The organism is Desulfosarcina sp. (assembly GCF_041551955.1).
Lineage (GTDB): Bacteria > Desulfobacterota > Desulfobacteria > Desulfobacterales > Desulfosarcinaceae > Desulfosarcina.
Map to the genome: position 1 here is coordinate 1 of NZ_JBFELV010000518.1, position 3,282 is coordinate 3,282.

2 protein-coding genes are annotated in these 3,282 nt (G+C 54.3%); both read left to right on the forward strand.

Annotation, left to right across the window (positions count from 1 at the left end; translation table 11 throughout):
- The coding region (locus ABYV26_RS23425; protein ID WP_372683771.1) for a sigma-54-dependent transcriptional regulator at positions 1-1,382 on the forward strand (1,382 nt) is incomplete at its 5' end.
- A gap of 250 nt (positions 1,383-1,632) precedes the next feature.
- Positions 1,633-3,282: ATP-binding protein (locus ABYV26_RS23430; RefSeq protein ID WP_372683772.1), on the forward strand; the 1,650-nt coding region annotated here is incomplete at its 3' end.

A 3,282-nucleotide genomic window follows, 5' to 3' on the forward strand; every position in this document is an offset into this window, starting at 1 on the left:
AAGAGGGTTTTGCAGTAAAGAGCGCAGCCTCCGGCGAGAGTGCCCTCGCCATGGTGAAGGAGGATGATCTGCCTGATCTGGTCATCCTGGATCTGCGCCTTCCGGGTATCAGCGGTATTGAGGCGTTTCGGGCCATTCATCGGATCGAACCCAAACTGCCTGTGATCATCATGACCGCATTCGGGACAACCGAGACGGCCATCGAGGCGACCAAATTGGGGGCTTTTGATTACATTTTAAAACCGTTCGATATTCCGGAGATGCTTTCCCTCATCCGGCAGGCCGTGGAGGCCGGCCGTTTCATGCGCTCGACGGTGACGTTGGACGGGACGCCCGAGGTCGATGCCAAAGAGGCCATCATCGGGCGCAGCAAACAAATGCAGGAAGTATACAAGGCCATCGGCCGCGTTTCCACATCCGACGCCACCGTTCTCGTACGGGGTGAGTCCGGTACCGGCAAAGAGCTCGTGGCCCGGGCGATATATCAGCACAGCCTGCGATCGGACAAACCGTTTCTGGTGATCAACTGCGTCGCCATACCCGACAATTTGCTGGAAAGTGAACTGTTCGGCTATGAAAAGGGGGCTTTTACCGGCGCCACCCACCGCCGCATCGGTAAAATCGAACAGAGCAACGGAGGAACCGTTTTCCTCGACGAGATCGGCGATATGCCCTTTGCCATTCAGGCCAAGATTCTACGATTACTCCAGGAAAAGAGCGTCGAGCGCATCGGCGGCCGCGAAACCATCCCAGTAGATATCCGGATGATTGCCGCGACCAACCGCAACCTGGAACGCGCCATCGAAGATGGAAGTTTCAGGGAAGACTTGTACTACCGGCTCAAGGTCGTCACCATATCCCTGCCGCCGTTAAGGGAGCGTACCGACGACATCCCCCTTCTGACCGGTTTTTTCTTGAACCGATTTTCAGCTGAGCTTGAAATTAACAATCCCGGAATCACCGACAGCGCCCTGGGGTTGTTGACCCTTCATCCCTGGACCGGGAATATCCGAGAGCTGGCCAACACGATTCAAAAAGCCCTGATTTTCAACCGGGGAGCACCCATCGGCGAAGACGATGTTCATCAGACCATCGGCGACATGTCCTCAACTGACGCCAATTTAGATGGGGACACCGATGATGCGATTCGACAATGGGCCCGCAAGACCCTCGAGGGGGGTGCTCAGAAAAACCTTTTCGACAGCGCCATGGGGCGGGTTTCCGGTGTGTTGATCAGCGAAGCGCTTCGAATGACGGGCGGCAACCGCTCCCGGGCCGCCAAATTGCTCGACCTGTCGCGGCCGACGCTCCACGCAAAGATGGAAAAATATCGCATCCAAATCGAAACCACCGTGGCTAAGAATCCCACGTCGATGCTTTAAGGTGTCTCCCGACGGCCGCCATTTTCCATCAGTGCCGTAATATTGATTGACATGCTGTAAAAGAATCAGACACTGATTCCGTTCACCAGTGTTCCTCCTAAAAATAAATTAAAAAATATAAATTTATTACAATAAGTTAAGTCTTTTAAAAAATGATCGTGCTGGCATGGGAATTGATTGTCACGAAACTACTGCGATGAGCGAGGTGACCGAAGGTTCCTCGACAACACTCAATCCAATTAAGGGACCTATGCCAAAAAATACCTTCAAACACATCAGTGTGCGCGATCTTCTGCTGACCAGCATGATTCTCGTGCCGTTCATTCCCTTCATGTTGATTATGGGCCTCAGCTTTTACTCTCACAAAATCACGCTGCAAAAGGGGGCGATCGAACATATGCAGCGGGTTGTCGACGATCACCGGCATATGATCGACAACTTCCTGGAAGAGAGAAGGCGCGATATTGAGTTCGTTGTCAACTCCTATACCTTCGCCGAGCTCAGCGATCCGGACAACCTGAAAGCTGTTTTCGAACGGTTGAAGAAGGTGTCGGTGGCCTTCGAGGACCTGGGTATTTTCAACGCCGAAGGCACGCATGTCTCATACCAAGGCCCCTATGAACTGGTAGGCCGCCACTACCGGGATGCCGAGTGGTTCATGGAAGTCATCAAAAGCGGCGTATTCATTAGTGACGTGTTCATGGGCTACCGTCAGCAGCCCCACTTCATCATTGCCCTGGCCAGCGGGAACGGTTCACAACAGTGGGTCATCCGCACGACCATCGATACCCAGACATTTGAAAGGCTCGTCGGGGGCATCCATATCGGTAAAACCGGAGAAGCTTACATCGTCAATACCACCGGCGAGCTGCAAACCAGCAGGCGCTCGGGTGGGCGTCTATTGTCGATCACCGCGGATAACGTTCATTACGCCATGCGCGAAAAGACGATAGACAGTTTTGTCCAACACGACGATAGCGGTGAAAAGTATCTATACGCCATGGCCCGTCTAAAGAACGGTGCGTGGACCCTCGTCGCCCGGCAGAAAGCCACGGAAGCGTTTGCCACGCTTTACGCGACCATCTATCGCTCGGCATTCATTTTTGTTCTTGGCGGGGCGGCCATTGTCCTTGTCGCCTTCTACCTGACCGACCGCATCGTCCGTCGCATGGAAGGCATGCACTCAGAAAAAGAAACCCTGTCCCGCCAGCTCATCGGCACCAGCCGTTTGGCGGAACTGGGTGAGATGGCCGCCGGCTTTGCCCACGAAATCAACAATCCGCTGCAGATTATCAAAAGCGAGCAGTCGCTGATCGAAACGCTTCTCGATGAAATGAAAGCGGATGGCAAACTCACCGCCTCCCCAACGCTGACGGAATTGGAGGATTCATTTGGTCAAATCAACCTGCAGATCTCACGCTGCGCGAAGATCACGCAGGCGATCCTTAAATTCGGCCGGCAAAGCGAGCCCGAAGCCGTCGATATCGACCTGCACACGTTCTTGCCGGAAGTGACCAAGATGATCCAACAAAAAGCCAGTGTGCACGGCATATCATTTGACCAGCGCATTCAGCCGAAAACGATGGTTGTTCACGGGGATCCCGCCCAGCTCCAGCAAGTGATCATGAATCTGCTCAACAATGCCATGGATGCCATCCTGTCCAGCCACGGCGTGTCCGGCGGTGCTCTGGCCGTGAAGGCGCTGGCCGATGACAACGGGTTTGTCGAAATCCAGGTGACCGACAACGGTTGCGGTATCAGCCCGGCCAACCTGGAAAAAGTGTTCTCTCCATTTTTTACCACCAAACCGGTCGGTGAAGGGACCGGCCTGGGTCTTTCGGTGTGTTACGGGATCGTGGAAGGCATGGGGGGGAGGATGGAAGTGACCAGCCAGGAAGGC